The sequence below is a fragment of the Streptomyces sp. NPDC024698 genome, assembly GCF_055559015.1.
Genome location: NZ_JBVHLK010000009.1, coordinates 234396 through 248307, shown reverse-complemented (window position 1 = coordinate 248307; position 13912 = coordinate 234396). Strand labels below are relative to the sequence as shown.

The following is a 13912-nucleotide window of genomic DNA, read 5'->3' as shown; positions in this document are numbered from 1 at the left end:
ACGCGGCCGCTCAGAGTCCGGTGACCTTGCCGCTTCCCGAGACCTCGTAGACCAGGGTCACCGTGCGGCGCCCGCCCGGTTCCAGGGCCACGTCCCAGCGGGCGATGCCGTCGGCGTCGACCCCGTCGGGCTCCGGAGCGCACGCCTCCTTGCGCAGCCGTACCTCCACCGCCGAGACCTCGGAGACCGGGATCCGCTCCCGCAGCGAGACGATCTGCTCGCCCTGCTCCCCGGGCGCCGAGAAACGGGACAGATGGAGCTGAACCGTGCGCGTGACGACGGTCCGCCCGGTCAGGGAGGTGGTGTCCCGGCTCTCCTCGGTCCGCCGGACCACCCGGTAGTCGTCGTGGCTGCCGAACGCGAGCTCCACGGGCGCGCCGGGGGCGGTGAAGGCCAGCGTGCCGCGACCGGTGAACCCGCTGTCGCGTACGAGGTCCACCGGCCCGGCCAGCAGCGCGTGGCCGGACGTGTTGTCGAACCGTACGACCCTGGTGACCAGCGGTGACAGCTCGGGGGAGGAGGCGTACTCGCTCCTCGCGGCGCAGGTGACGGCGGAGAGCGGGACCCGGTGCGCGCGGCCGTCCGTGGGCACGGAGACGGGCACGGGGGAGTGGAGCACACGGGCCTGACCGCCGTCGTCCACCCCCGGCAGTCCGAGGACCGGCGCGGGGCCGATCTCCGCGATCTCCTCCTCCCGGAACTCCACGTCCACCGTGCGGCGTTCGGCGGCGGTGCGGTCCGTCAGCGTGAGACGGTCCTCGGTGAGCCGGGGCGGTTCGCCGGCCCGCGCCGAGCGGGCCGTGGACAGGGTCAGACGCACGTCCGACCAGTCCTCGCCGGTGCGCTGCCAGACCATCGCGTCGGTCTCCAGGGCCAGCGAGTCCCCGTCGAGCACGGCCCGGTAGGCGGGACGCCACAGCGCGCAGGGTGTGAGATGGGTCAGGCGCAGCCGGGCCGGACCCTCCTCCGCCGCCTCCACGGTCAGCTCGACATGCCCGAGGAGTTCGGCGGGCTGCTCCTCGGCGAGGTCGAGCGCCCTGTACGTGTCCGCGATCTCGGTGGACACGCTCTCCGACTCGGCTTCCACGGAACGCAGTTCCTCGGTGTGCCGGTCGCGCTCGCTGTCGACGCGGTCCAGTTCGCGGGTCCAGCGGCTCTCGTCCGTCTCGCCGAAGCCGGTTCCCTCGGAGATGTCACGCAACAGATCGGTGGCGAGGCGGCCGAGGCCTTCGAGGCGGGCTTGCAGCCGGTCGCGCCGCCTGCCGAGCGCGAGTTGCTCGCCTTCGAGTGCGTGCAGGCGCAGCCTCAGGGCGGAGTCGTCGGCGCCCGGCAGCGGCCCGTGCGGTGTCCAGGCGCGGACGATCCGTACATCGTGGACCGTCGCCCGGTGATCGCCGGTCAGTTCGGCGTGCAGGGTGCGGTCGACCGCGAGCGCGCTGATCGGCCCGAGGCGCAGCTGCTGGATGCCGGCGCTCAGTTCGAGATCGGTGGTGCGCTCGATCTGGGCGCGGTCCTCCAGGCAGACGACGGCGGTGACCGGCAGGGGGATCGGCTGGGGGTGCGTGGGCATGGTGGGTCAGCTCCTGCGGTTGCCGCCGACGATGGCCTTGGCGGCCGGGACACGGATCTCGTAGCCGCCGTCGAGGGAGGCGGTGCCTCCGGCGGGCAGGTCCACCCGCCAGACGCGGGTGCCCGGCGCGAGGCTGTCGGGTCCGGAGTCCTGCCCGGGTGCCGTCCAGTCGGCCCGTTCCTCGATCCGGACGTCCGTGTGCGAGGTGACCGGCACCTGTTCCTGGACCTCGACGGTGACGGGCCGCGCCAGCCGGTTGGCCAGTTCGACGTGCACCTGATGGTCGAGCACCGTGGTGTTGCCGCGCAGCCCCGACACCGACTCGCGCAGGTTCGTCCGCCGGGTGACCTGGATGCCCTCGGCCGGTCCGAGGCCCATCCGGCGGACACCGCCGGGGGCGAGCGTGGGCAACGCCGCGGTCAGCAGGAACTCGTCGTCCACGGTGACCTCCACCGGGCCGGCCAGCAGGGCCTGGTCGGTGGCGTTGGAGAGCACCAGCGTGGCGTACGTCGTCTGTTCCACGGCCGGGACGCACAGATACTCGGTGCGCAGGCCGACGGGGATCTCGGTGACGGTCACCGTGTGCCAGGTGCCGTCCGAGGGGATGTCGGTGCGGGCGGCGGCGTCGAAGCGGTGGTCGAAGGAACCCGCCGACTCGCGGGGGCGTACGGCGTGTCCGGGCAGGGGCAGCGCCGACACCGTCTCGGCGCGCCGCCGGTACTCGGTCGCCACGGGGTCGAAGGGGGCGTGCGGGAACAGCCTGCCCCTGCTCTCGGTGCGCACCTCTGGCCCGGACAGGACGAGAGCGGCGTAGTCGAGCTCCGCGTCGCTCGGGCGCGGCGGGCCGGCCGTCAACGGCGCGGCGCCGGGCGGCGGGGGCGGCGCGGCCGACCGGGAGGGAGCCAGGGCGGCGGGCGCTCCGGCGCGCCGGGCGCGGGCCGCGGGCCTGCCGACGGGTCCCGCTCCCAGTGGCTGCGAGGCGTCGGGCATGGCGCCGAAGGCTTCCGCCGCACCCCCCAGGGAGCCGGGCGCCGCCATGGGTGCGGCCGGCGGCATGCCGTACGCCGGTGGCACCTGCGGCGGTGGGACGGGGCCTTGGGCGAATCCTCCCGCGGAGGCCACGGCGGCGGCGGGCCCGGCGACGGCGGCCCCGGCGGCCATGGGTCCGCCGGTCACGGCCGGGCGGGGCCCCGCCCCGTCGTACCCGGCGAACAGGTCGGCGAGTCCCGCCGGCGGCTCGCGCCAGCCCGAGGGCGCCGGGGCCGTCTGCCGCCGTCCGACGCGCAGGGAGCGCAGCCGGGGCAGATCGGTGCGGCGCCGGAGATCGGCCGTGGCCAGGGCGACGCGCACCCCGGTCCAGTCCTCTCCGGTGCGCTGGGCGACCGAGGCGCGCAGCACCAGGGTCCCGGAGTCGTCGCCCTGACGGTGGCTCAGGCGGTAGGCGGGCACCCAGACGGCGCCCGGCACCCCGTACTCCAGCGCCAGTTCGACGTCACCGGATCCCTCCAGGGTCAGGACCGCGCAGACCGTGGTGTCGACGTGGGCCGGCCGCGCGTCGGTGGAGGCATGGGTCCAGCGGTCCAGGGCGATCGCGAACTCGTGCTCGGCCAGGCGCAGTTCCTCCTCCAGCTCGGCCAGCCTCCGATGCAGGTTCGTGAGACGTTCGTCGACGAAGTCCACGAGCCGCAGCCACGCGTCCACGGGGGTGGAGCGGTGCGGGTCGTCGCGTCTGCGGGGCGGCGGGACCGGGCGCAGCGCGGCCACCTCGGAGATCAGCCCCTCGTGCCGGTCGCGGCGGGCCTGGGCGGCCGCGGAGACGTCGCGCAGCCGCTCCACCTCGCGGCGCAGGGCGTCGGCCGTGCCGGTCGCGGACGGTTCGGCGTCCACCTCCACGCGTACCTCGGTGACACGGACACCGCCACCGCCGGTGACCTTGGCGCGCAGCGAGTCCGGGTCCATCGACCGGGGCAGTCCCGCCACCCGCACCCTGCCGTCCGGCGGTACGGTTCCCTGGGCCAGCCGGGTGCACAGCGCACCCTGCGCGTACACGACGACCGCGTCGAGAGCCGACGCCCACCGCCGTGTTCCCTCGGATACCTCGGACTCCATGCGCTCCGCCCCCGTCCTGTTCGTGCCCGGCGAAGCCTACGCGGTCGCGATCGCCCGGAGTTGGTGCAACCGCAGACCGAGTTGCAGTTCCAGGTCGTTCTCGCGGCGCCAGTCGAGGCCGAGGACGATGTCGGCCCGGTCCAGCCGCTTGAGCAGCGTGTTGACGTGCACGTACAACGCCCGGGCGGTCGCCGCCAGATTGGCGCGATGGACGTAGTAGGCGCTGAGGGTGTCCACGAGATCGGTGCCCCGCCGGCGGTCGTAGTCGAGCAGCGGGCCGATGGAGTCGGAGAGGAAACGGTCGAGCTCACACGCCCGCTCGCCGTCGAAGATCAGGGCGTAGAGGGCGTACCGGCGTGTCGTGGCGCCCAGGTCGGTGTGTCCGATCGCCCGCATCACGGCACCGCAGCGGCCGGCCAGGGAGAAGGCCCGTGCCCAGTCGTGATGGACCACGCGTTCCGCGACGACGGCCACGGGACCACCGAGGGTGCGGCGCAGCCGACGGTGGACCTCCTCGACGGTGCGGTCGTCGTCGGCGCTCGGCAGGATCATCGTCGCCCTGCCCAGATGTTCGCCCGCCAGACCGGACCGGTCCCGGGCCACGTCGTGCAGATGGCGCGAGAGTTCGGTCGATGACAACGCTGCCGAGTCCGCGACGAGCACCAGGTCCAGCCGGTCGGTGTCGATGCCGCGGGCCCGTGCGCGGGTGCGCTGGGCGGGGCTGATCCCGGGGCTGCCGACCATGAGTTCGGTCAGCAGCTCTCCGCTCAGCCGCTCGCCCGCCTCGGCGACGGCCCGCTCCTTGAGGATGAGCAGCCCCAGGATGTGGGTGGCCCGCTCCAGGGTGCGCGGATCCGTGTCGTCCGGGGCGCCGTGACCGGCGACCGCCTTCCGGCTCCACACCAGCGCGCCGAGGTAGCTGTCGCCCGCCCGGATCGACGCGACGCTGCGGACGACTCCGGCGGCGTCGAGCGAGGTCGCGCAGCGGCCCGTACGGCGTGCGCTCTCGACGGCGTCGGCGAGGCCGGAGTCCGAGGGTGTCCCGCACGGGCTCGACACCGACTCGCGGCAGACCAGCACCTCACCGGCCCGGTCCAGGAGCGTGACGCCGCCGCCCAGTTGATCGGCGAGGAGCTGCGTCACATCGTCCGGTGTCCCGCCGCGCAGCACCACTCCGGTCAGGGCTTCGTGGATGGCCTGCGCCCGCTCCACGACGGCCATGTGTTCCTCGATCCTCCCGTACGCGAGCCGCAGTTCCTCCAGCGCGCTGCGGCTCGCCTCGTAGAGACGGGCGTTGTCGAGGGCGACCGCGGCGTGATCGGCGAACGCGCGCAGCAGCGCGATCTCGTCGGCGTGGAAGGCGCGTTCGGAGCGGTCCGCGGCGAACAGGGCGCCCATCGCCCTCCCCCGGACGACCAGGGGCACGCCGAGTAGTGCGACGAGTCCCTCGGTGGTGACCAGGCGGTCGAAGTCCGGATCGTGGTCGATACGGGTCGTGGCGGCGTAGTGGCGCACCCACTGTGGGCTCAGGGAGGCCAGCACCCTGCCGCCCAGACCGACATCGGCGGGTATGCAGGCCGCCAGGAAGGCGGCGGACACGGCGCCGTCCGACGCTCTGACGGACAGCCTGCCGTCCGCTCCGACCAGCGAGAGATAGGTGAAGTCGGTACGGATCAGATCGTGGGCGTGATGGACGATCGACCGGAGCACCTCGTCGAGTTCGCCCAGCGCCGTCAGCGACTTGGCCGTCTCGTACAACGACGCCAGTTCGCGCTGCCGACGCGCGAGCGCACACCATCCTGCTCCGCCACCGGGGTCGCTGACCACAGCGCCGTCCCTCCTCGTCATGAGGTGGAAAAAACACCCACCGAATCGGCAGGAGGTGTGGGTGAAGCACACCTCAACCGCAGCTCAACAGCCGCCTAATGTAACGGCCATCACCCCCCTGCGCTATGGACGAAGGCGGCACCTATGGCAACTCCGCTCGCCCAACCCGAAGGACAGTCCGGCAGCCGCCCCAGCGCCGCTCCGCCCGCGCCCCACCGCCGAGCCTCCCGCAGGCTGCTGGCCGCCGGCCTCATCGCCAGCTCGCTGGAGTGGTACGACTTCTTCCTCTACGGCACCGCGGCCGCGCTGGTGTTCCCTCACGTGTTCTTTCCCCACTCCTCGGCTCTGACGGGAACCCTGCTCGCCTTCAGCACGTTCTGGGCGGGCTTCGTGGCGCGTCCCATCGGCGGAGTGCTGGCCGGACACCTCGGTGACCTCCACGGACGCAAGCCGGTCGTCGTCACCTGCCTGGCGCTCATGGGTGCCGCCACGTTCCTGATCGGCTGCCTTCCCAGCGCGGGGACCGCCGGTGCGCTGGCCCCGACGCTGCTGGTCGTCCTGCGCTTCGTGCAGGGGCTCGCGGCGGGCGGCCAGTGGGGCGGCATCATGCTCCTGCTCACCGAGTCCGCCGGCCCCAAGCGCCGCGGCTTCGCCGGAACGTTCGGCCAGACCAGCGTCCCCGTCGCCGTGATCGTCTCGAACCTGATCTTCGTCGCCGCCAGCGGTCTGATGCCGGACGACGCCTTCCTCAGCTGGGGCTGGCGCATCCCCTTCCTGGTCAGCGTCGTGATGTTCGTGGTGGTTCTCCACATCCAGACCACGGTGGAGGACACCCCGGAGTTCCGCGAGCTGCGGCGCGAGGCGGCCCGGCCGGAGAAGACCGTGGCCCGGGCCCCGCTGGCACAGGTGGTCCGCGACCGGTGGCGGACCATCCTGCTCGGCTGCGGACTCCTCTCGGCCACCAACAGCCTGTTCTACGTGAGCATCTCCGGGCTCCTCAGCTACGGCACCCACACGCTCGGACTCGCCCGCAACCCGCTGCTCGCGGTCGTGCTGACCAGTTCCGTGGCGATGCTCGTCGTCCTCCCGTGGTCCGGCCACCTGTCGGACAAGCTGGGCCGGCGGCCCCTGATCCTGATCGGCGGTCTGGGAGTCGCGGTCTGGGCCTTCCCGTATTTCGGGCTCATCGACACCGCGTCGCTGCCGCTCATCTTCGTCGCCGTGACGGTGGGTTTCCTCTTCCAGTGCCTCACCTACGGCCCCATCGCGAGCTTCCTCGGCGAGCTCTTCCCGCCGGGCGTGCGCTACTCGGGCGCGTCGCTCGCCTACCAGCTCTCCGCGATCGCCGTCAGCGGCAGCACGCCGTTCCTCATGACAGCCCTCATCGCGAAGACCGGGAGCACCCTGCCGGTCGCCGGCTACATCATGGCCATGGGGTTGATCACCACCGTCAGCGCGTGGTTCCTGCCCGAGACGAACACCGCCGAGGTCCGTGCCGATCCGAACGCCCTCCCGGGCACGCACCTCTACCACTGACTCCGTACGGGAGTTCCCGCAGAACCAGGGCCACGACGCCCCCGAGGAGACCGCGAACGCGCCGGTGCTCCCTGCCTACGAGCCTCGGACGAGGAGCCATCGTGAGCGGATCACAGGAAAAGGGCGCACGGACGCGCCGGTCCATCGTGCCGAGCGCCCTGCTCCTGCTGGCGGGCGCGCTGCCCGTCCTCGGGGCCGGACCCGCGGCCGCGCCCACCCCGTCCCCGCCCGGCCACTCGGCCACCGTGCCGCGGTGTGCCGCTCTGGACGGGACGCCGATCCCGGCATCGGTCATGAGCCTGCCGACGACCGGCGGCCGCGTCGAGTCGGTCTCGGTCATGACCGGCCAGGTCAGCGGTCAGGCGATCACGTACTGCCAGGTCGACGCCGAGCTGTTCCCCGTCGATCCGGCCGCGCCCGCCATCAGGATGCGCGTCGACCTGCCGTACGACTGGAACCGCAAGGCGATGATGTTCGGTGGCGGCGGCTTCGACGGCACCATCCCCGACCTGGCGCAGAACGTGCCGTTCGGCCCCACGGAGCGACCGGTGCCGCTGGCCCGGCGCTACGCCACCTTCGCCAGTGACTCGGGCCATCGGCAGGACCCGGCCGCCCCTCCGTCCCTGGACGGCTCGTTCGGCGCGAACGACGAGGCGTTGAACAACTTCGCCGCCGGTGACGCGCTCAAGAAGACACGGGACGCGAGCCTGTTCCTCATCCGGCACGCCTACGGGACCAGCCCTGCCGAGGTCTACTTCTCGGGAGGCTCCACGGGCGGTCGTGAAGGTCTGGTCGTCGCGCAGCGGTGGCCGCGGGCGTTCGACGGAGTGATCTCGGCCTTCCCCGCCTGGAACAACCTCAGCGAGGGCCTGGACCTGGGGTATCTGGCACAGGTGCTGTCCCGGCCGGGCGCCTTCCCCGGACCGGAGAAACAGACACTCCTGTACGACGGCGTCATCGCCGCGTGTGACCGTCTGGACGGTGTCCAGGACGGGGTGGTGTCGAACCCGTCCGGCTGTCACTTCGACCCGCACGCCCTGCGCTGCCCGGGCGGCGCCGACACCGGTCCCGGCTGTCTGTCGGACCCCCAGATCGGCGCCGTGACCGCCATGTCCTCCGCGTTCAGGTGGCCGTACCGGATCGCCAGTGGCGAGACCCACTACCCCGGCTTCCCGTTCCTCTCGGGGGCGGACATGCGGACCCCGTTCCTCGGCTTCGGCACCACCGCGCCGGCCGACCTCATGCCGGTGACGAGCGGCTACGGGTTCCAGTACTGGGCCCAGTGGGTCGCGTACTTCCTGACACGGGACCCGCACCACGATCCGCTCGACGTGGATCTTCGGCACCCCGGCAAGTGGCTCGACCGGATCAGCCACTTGTCCACGGTCGAGGATCGCAACGACGCCGACCTCGGCCCGTTCGCCCGCTCGGGCGGCAAGCTGATCCTGCTCCACGGCGCCGCCGACGAACTGGTCTCGCCGCGCTCGACCAGCGAGTACTACGAGCGGGTACGCGGCCTCATGGGTCCCGGGGCGACCGGCACGTTCCTGCGCTACTACGTCGTGCCCGGGGCGAACCACGCGAACTTCGGCACCCCGGCGTTCGCGGCGGCCTGGGACTCGCTCTCCGCGCTGGAGGATTGGGCCGAGCGCGGACAGGCGCCCGCGAACCCGGTCGTGTCGGACGCGCTCCACCAGCGCACCCGCCCCCTGTGCGCGTACCCGAGCTGGCCCCGGTACCGCTCCGGCGCCCCGGACGACGCCGCCAGTTTCGTCTGTGCACCCTGACGAACTCCAGGACGGCCCGGAGACGTCCCGTTGCCCGGGCGGACCGCAGGACCCGACGGCGGGTCGAGACGCCGAGCACGAAGGCATCGATCGCCGCGGCTCGGCTGTAGGCGTCCGCGTCGTCCAGGCCGCTGTCACGCAGGTAGCGGTGCAGCGGCTCCAGTGAGTGCGTATCGAGGAAGGCGGCCAACGCCTTCGCCGTCAGCTGGTCATGTGGCGTGGAACCGTGAGGTCGTCGTGGGCGAACAGACCGGCCAGGGCGCCCGGATCCTCTCCAAGGCAGGCCTCGGCGACCCTGTCGATGAGCCGGTCGTAGTCGGGGCCGGTCTTTCCCTCGTAGGCCTCGGTCATCCGGCCCCACTCGTCCCAGGGCAGCATCTCCCGCTTGCGGAGCGCCGCGAGGTCGCGGACGGCGTTGCCACTGATCTCGGCCGGTCCCCAGGCGTGATCGGTGCCGAACACCCCGAACAACTGCGGATCGATCAGCCCCTTGCGGTGCTGTATCCACGCCTCCCCGCCGGTGAGGAACTCGCCCGGTGCGAGGTCCTCCGGGCGCTCGACGTAGCCGTGGCCGAGATGTTCCGTGTCGACGCGTACCCAGCGCCGTTCGTCGGCGTTCCAGAACTCGGTGATCCAGTGGTCGACGCCGCGCCCCTCCAGGAAGCAGGTGCCGAAGCCGCACCTGGCCCTGGAGGGAATGCCCCGTGCTCGCAGGATCGCGCAGGCGATGGTGGCGAAGTGGCGGCACGTGCCCACCACCCTTGTCTCGGGTGTCCGGGCGTGATGCAGGGGAGCGGGGTCCAGCGCGGTCAGCGCGGCGATCAACGCGTACACAGGCCGGATGTCCTTCTCCGCGAGCCGCTCGTGGGGAACACCGAGCGCGGCGGCGTCGGTCGGCTGGACGACCAGGCCCTGTACGGCAGCACAGATGCCGACCGGGTCGTCCGGCAGGCCCTTGATGAGCCCGGACTGGCCGGAGGCGAAGCGTGTGAGCGGACCGGGTAGGGCGTAGTCGAGCGCGTCATCGGTCATGACCGGGGATAGTAGAGGGCCGGTCTGACACGGGGCTCGCGCTGCTCAGTACCACCGGGACCGGAGACCGTGCCGCGTAGCGGCACGGTCTCCGGTCGAGAAGGCCGGAATCCTCGCCCGTCAGGGCGAGGAACCGGTCAAAGCGCCATCTCGTACGCCCCGGACAGCGCCTCGACCCGCTCCCAGATCCGCGCCGAACGCGCCTCGTCCACGACGGGGCGCCGGATCGCGCCGAGCGCCCAGGCCTGCTGCCGCTCGGTCGCGGAGTCCTTGCCGTGCAGTTCGACGCAGTGGCCGGAGAAGTCACGGACCAGTACGGAGAACAGCTCGTCCAGCACGGACTCGTCCAGGTCCGTCAGCTTCGCCTGTTCCAGGATCAGCTGTCCGTGCACCACCAGCGCGAACAACTGGCCCACGGACAGCAGGAAGTCGAGGTCGCGGCTCTGTGTCTCGTCGGGGGCCGTCGTGGTGACGAACTCGCAGAGGGCGTCGGCCTGTTCGCGGAAACGGGCGACGTTCGGGACCTCGGCGTAGGCGTCGTAGGCGGCGCGCCAGTCGTGGAAGCGGACGGAGCCCAGGCCGCGCGCCGGTCCCTGCCGGAAGAGGAAGTCGTCGTCGGCCGCCTCCAGTCGGGTCGGAACGGCGGCAACGTCGATCGGGTCCAGCAGGTGGTTGCGCATGAACTTGAGGATCAGCGCGAGGTTGACGTGGACCGTGCCTTCCAGCTTGGGCAGGCCACGGATCTCGACGGCGGCCTGGGAGAAGTAGTTGTCCTTCTCGAAGCCCTTGGCGGCGATGACGTCCCACATCAGGTCGATGACCTTCTCGCCCTCCGTGGTCACCTTCATCTTCGTCATCGGGTTGAAAAGAAGGTAGCGGCGGTCCTCGGGACCGGCGGTACGGAAGTAGTCGACGGCACGGTCGCTGAACAGCTTCATGCCGACGAGACGGACGTACGCCTCCGCCAACTCCCGGCGCACATGCGGGAAGGCGGTGACGGGACGCCCGTAGAGGATGCGGTTGCTCGCGTGGGTGACGGCCTCGTACATCGCGTGCTCGCAGATGCCGATCGAGGCCGTGCAGAGGTTGAACTTGCCGACGTTGACGGTGTTGAGGGCCGCGTCGAAGGCGGCACGGCCGGTGTGCAGGACGTCCTCGGGCGCGACCGGATAGTCCTCCAGCCGGAACTCGCTGACGAACTTGGAGGAGTCGACGACGTTCTTCACCAGGTGGTACGCCGGGTGGCGGCTGTCGGCCGCGAAGAAGACGTAGCCGTCCGGGCCCTCGACGTCGGTGCGGCGGCCGAACACCGAGACCAGGCCGGCCGCGTTGCCGTTGCCGATGTAGTACTTGGAACCGCTCGCCCGGAAACCGCCGTCGCCCTCGGGCTCCAGCAGCATGTCGGTCGAGTAGATGTCGGCGCCGTGGGCCTTCTCCGACAGGCCGAAGGCGAACACCTCGCCCTGGTTCAGGAGGTCGGCGGCACGCGAGCGGGCGGTGGCGTTCTCGCTCTGCCAGACCGGGCCGAGACCGAGGATGGTCACCTGCCAGGCGTACCAGTAGTCGAGGCCGTAGAACCCGAGGATCTCGTTCAGGGCCGCGATCCGGGCCGTGTCCCAGCGCTGGTCCTCGTCCGTGGCGGCCGAGGCCGGCGTGAGGAACGTGGCGAACAGACGCTCCTTGGCGGCGAAGGCGAGGAAGTCGCCGAGCCAGGCGCGGGTGCGGTAGTCCTCGATGATGCGGCGCTTGCCGCGCTCCTCGAACCAGTCGACGGTGGCGCGCAGCAGCCTGCGCGTCTCGGGGTCGAAGTGCGTCGGGTCGTAGGTGTTCGGATTGAACAGCAAGGGGGTGGTCATGGGGGTCCGCCTTCCGAGGGATCGGGATCGAGGGTTGGGCGAAGGAAGGGAAGAAGGGGGCCGACTCAGGCCGGCGGCCCGGCCGGGACGCCCTGCGTGACGCCCTTCGTGGGGTCCTGCTCGGGGTCTGCGGCGCAGGTCGTCGCGGCCAGGGTGCGGAGTGTGCCGAGGACGTCGTCCAGCCAGGCGATCGTCATCCGCTCGTACGCGATGCCACCGCGCAGGACGACGTGCTGCAACTGCTGGCCGGCGTCGAGCGGTGCCGGGGCGCCTGGACCGGTGAAGTCGCGCCGCTCCCCGGCGAGATAGCGCGCCAGCCGGTCGCTGTGGGCCCGGTGGTGGCGTTCGACCTCGTCGACGAGCGCCGCCGGATCGTCGAAGGCGGCACCGCGGATCTTCACCGCGAGATCGTGCCGGAGGCTCTCCGGCTCGATCGGCTCGTGCAGCCAGCGCGAGAGGGCGCCGCGGCCGGGGTCGGCGACCGAGTACACCTTCTTGTCCGGCCGCCCCTGCTGCGGCACTTCGCGGACGGCGAGGACGCCCTCGCTCTCCATGCGCTTGAGAACGCGGTAGATCTGCTGGTGCGTGGCGGTCCAGAAGTAGCCGATGGACCGCTCGAACCGCCGGGCCAGCTCATAGCCGGAACCCGGCTGCTCCAGCAGGGAGACGAGGATCGCGTGTTCGAGCGCCATACCGCACAGCTTTCTATGCAACTCGTTGCATAGACAAGCGCCGCCGCCCCGGTGAGACACGGCTCACCCGGACGACGGCGTTGCGGGGCGCGGTGTCCTGCGGGCGATGGACGTGAGGGCCCTCGTGTGTGACGCCAGGACGGAGACGACGACCCCGCCGGAGACCGCACCGCCGACGGTCTCGACGTTGTTGCAGAGCGCCGAGGCGGCGCCGGTGCGCTCCGGCTCCGTGGCCTCCACGGTGACGGTGGGCAGGGCGCCCAGCGCCGCGCCGACTCCGCAGCCGCAGACCGAAACGGCCGCCACCACTCCCATACCGTGTCGTGCAGACAACCCGGGCCCAGGGATGCGCGGCCCCTCCACCTCGGCCCGTCCGGCCTGAGGCGCCCCCGGCCCGTCCGGTCCGAGGCGCTCGTGCTCCCCGTCCTGCCCAGGGGGCGCGGGCTCGTCAGAACCAGGGAGTGAAGGGGCCCGTGGCTTTGATCCAGCGGCCCAGCAGCCTGACGGTCTGGACGACGGTGAGCGGCCACAGGACCGCGAAGATCCAGAGGAGCGCGGCGTTCGACGTGCGGATGCCGATCACCGCGAGTGCCACCGAGCTCATCAGCATCAAGGCGACCGCGAGGGGCAGCCGGCGCCTGCCCGACGCGCGGCGCGGCGTCGGTGCGGGGTCGTGGTTCTCCCGCAGTTCCTCCTCCATCTCCGCGAGGGCGGCGCGTTCGCGCGCCGTGAGACGGACACCGTCGGTGTGGTCCCTGTCGTCCACGGCCACACACCTCCTTGGGCCTTCGCCCGGCAGCCGGCACATGCGAGCGTCCGCTGCCGAGCTGCCGAGCTGCCGAGCTGCCGAGCTGCCGAGCTGCCGAGCTGCCGAGCTGCCGAGCTGCCGAGCTGCCGGGTCAGGTCACACGCGGGCCGTCCGGCGACTCCTCGTCCGGTTCGTCCGGCAGGTGAACGTCCCCGACGGCGACGTTCACCTCGACGACCTCCAGGCCGGTCATGCGCTCCACGGCGGTGACCACGGAGGTGCGCATGTCCGCGGTCACGTCCGTGATGGGGTACCCGTACTCGACGACGACGTCGAGATCCACCGCGGTCTGCCGTTCGCCGACCTCGACGCTCACACCGCGGGTCTGACCGGGCCGCCCGGCGGGGACCCGGTCGCGGACGGACCCGAGGGCCCGGGTCATGCCGGTGCCGAGGCCATGGACTCCGGGCACCTCGCGAGCGGCGGCCGCCGCGATCTTGGCCACCACGCCGTCGGCGATGGTGGTGCGTCCTTTGCCGCCCGGATCACCGGTGCCGGAGCGCCGGCTCCCGGTGGTGCTGCCTGTCTCGTTCTTGGTGGTCGCGGAGCGGGTGGTCAGGTCCGTCATCAGGACCTCCTCGGTCTTCCGTGCGGACACCTCGCCTGACGGTCAAGGGGGAGGGCTCCCTTTCCCCTCAGCCATCGTCACACGAATGGCTCAATTCGTGCGATCCGGGGCGAACGGACCACCGTCC

At 71.9% G+C, this 13912-nt stretch carries 11 protein-coding genes; 2 read left to right on the top strand and 9 right to left on the bottom strand.

Annotated elements, in window-relative coordinates; genetic code table 11:
• Window positions 1–10: 10 nt before the first annotated feature.
• Genes ACZ4AA_RS22470 through ACZ4AA_RS22460 form a run of 3 tightly spaced genes read right to left on the bottom strand, consistent with a single transcriptional unit; the run spans window position 11 to window position 5506 of the window.
• A complete protein-coding gene (locus ACZ4AA_RS22470) occupies window positions 11–1570 on the bottom strand; it encodes a mucoidy inhibitor MuiA family protein (protein ID WP_467605120.1) in 1560 nt (519 codons plus the stop codon).
• A gap of 6 nt (window positions 1571–1576) precedes the next feature.
• Window positions 1577–3679, bottom strand: coding sequence for a DUF4139 domain-containing protein (locus ACZ4AA_RS22465; protein WP_467605117.1), 2103 nt, complete (start codon window positions 3677–3679; stop codon window positions 1577–1579).
• A gap of 36 nt (window positions 3680–3715) precedes the next feature.
• On the bottom strand, window positions 3716–5506 hold the full coding sequence (locus tag ACZ4AA_RS22460) for a helix-turn-helix domain-containing protein (protein WP_467605114.1): 1791 nt from the start codon (window positions 5504–5506) through the stop codon (window positions 3716–3718).
• A 144-nt stretch (window positions 5507–5650) separates the two neighbouring features.
• On the opposite strand from ACZ4AA_RS22460, the gene ACZ4AA_RS22455 reads away from it, so the two are divergent.
• Together ACZ4AA_RS22455 and ACZ4AA_RS22450 are read left to right on the top strand one after the other, a co-directional pair.
• On the top strand, window positions 5651–7042 hold the full coding sequence (locus tag ACZ4AA_RS22455; RefSeq protein ID WP_467605111.1) for an MFS transporter: 1392 nt from the start codon (window positions 5651–5653) through the stop codon (window positions 7040–7042).
• Between the two features lie 101 nt (window positions 7043–7143).
• Entirely contained in the window at window positions 7144–8829 is a 1686-nt protein-coding gene (locus ACZ4AA_RS22450) for a tannase/feruloyl esterase family alpha/beta hydrolase (protein ID WP_467605108.1), read from the top strand.
• 201 nt (window positions 8830–9030) lie between these two features.
• Here ACZ4AA_RS22450 and ACZ4AA_RS22445 read toward each other — a convergent pair whose 3' ends face one another.
• From ACZ4AA_RS22445 to ACZ4AA_RS22420, 6 genes are all read right to left on the bottom strand, one after another.
• Window positions 9031–9861, bottom strand: a complete 831-nt coding sequence (locus tag ACZ4AA_RS22445; RefSeq protein ID WP_467605104.1) for a transglutaminase-like domain-containing protein — start codon at window positions 9859–9861, stop codon at window positions 9031–9033.
• Between the two features lie 137 nt (window positions 9862–9998).
• Window positions 9999–11717, bottom strand: coding sequence for an acyl-CoA dehydrogenase family protein (locus ACZ4AA_RS22440; protein ID WP_467605101.1), 1719 nt, complete (start codon window positions 11715–11717; stop codon window positions 9999–10001).
• A gap of 65 nt (window positions 11718–11782) precedes the next feature.
• Complete coding sequence (locus ACZ4AA_RS22435; RefSeq protein ID WP_467605097.1) at window positions 11783–12409, bottom strand: PadR family transcriptional regulator; 627 nt, start codon at window positions 12407–12409, stop codon at window positions 11783–11785.
• A gap of 63 nt (window positions 12410–12472) precedes the next feature.
• On the bottom strand, window positions 12473–12718 hold the full coding sequence (locus tag ACZ4AA_RS22430; protein ID WP_467605092.1) for a hypothetical protein: 246 nt from the start codon (window positions 12716–12718) through the stop codon (window positions 12473–12475).
• A gap of 139 nt (window positions 12719–12857) precedes the next feature.
• Window positions 12858–13175, bottom strand: coding sequence for a DUF3040 domain-containing protein (locus ACZ4AA_RS22425; protein ID WP_467605087.1), 318 nt, complete (start codon window positions 13173–13175; stop codon window positions 12858–12860).
• A gap of 133 nt (window positions 13176–13308) precedes the next feature.
• Window positions 13309–13785 carry an Asp23/Gls24 family envelope stress response protein gene (locus ACZ4AA_RS22420; RefSeq protein ID WP_467605083.1) on the bottom strand — a complete coding sequence of 159 codons (477 nt, stop codon included), beginning with the start codon at window positions 13783–13785 and terminating at the stop codon, window positions 13309–13311.
• Between the last annotated feature and the right edge of the window lie 127 nt (window positions 13786–13912).